Below are 630 nucleotides of genomic sequence, written 5' to 3' on the forward strand. Positions count from 1 at the left end.
AACTCTGACGGCGATGCCGTATTCGAGGACGTGGAATATGGCGAGCCGTATAGGAAGTACTATCAGGCATTACTTGCCAACAAGAACCTGCTCTTCGAAGCCCTTCGCACCCACAACTTGCACTCTGTTTGGTACACGACTCTCCAGAGGGACAGCAACGGGCTCGCAGAGGAACGCCTCTCGAAAACCGAAGCGCGGTCTGAACTATCCTGGCTGGTCTGGATTGACGAAGACGGGAAATATCATTCGTGCCGCATGTCCGATGAATATCCGGTGCCAGAGCGCATATATGAGCCTACGGGATTCCTCAAGGAATTGTTAAACAAGTACTCTTCATACACCGATGAGGACGAAGAAGCAATCGAGTAATGCTGCGACAGTAGATTTCTACCGAACTTGCGACAGCCCACTAACCTCGTCGAAGGTTGGTGGGCTGCCTTCATGTTGGCCGCTCAAGAAAACGAAAGGCGGTACAGCATAGAGACGAGAATAAGGTTGGCCACCCGGGGTGCGAATTGGGTTCGTCTGTTTATTAGAAGGGATGCCCGTTCTTGTCGATGGGTTATCCTTATCGAGCATAATCGTCCCTGCTGCGGTCTACCGATCGTTCCTGGGACCTGGAGCTGCTTC

At 52.2% G+C, this 630-nt stretch carries 1 protein-coding gene; it reads left to right on the top strand.

Annotation, left to right across the window (positions count from 1 at the left end; translation table 11 throughout):
• On the top strand, window positions 1-369 hold a 369-nt coding region (locus ACK8P7_RS10985), incomplete at its 5' end, for a hypothetical protein (protein ID WP_410044236.1).
• Window positions 370-630 lie beyond the last annotated feature (261 nt).

Origin of the sequence: Oribacterium sp. P9, assembly GCF_046365365.1 — a bacterium.
Lineage (GTDB): Bacteria > Bacillota > Clostridia > Lachnospirales > Lachnospiraceae > Oribacterium.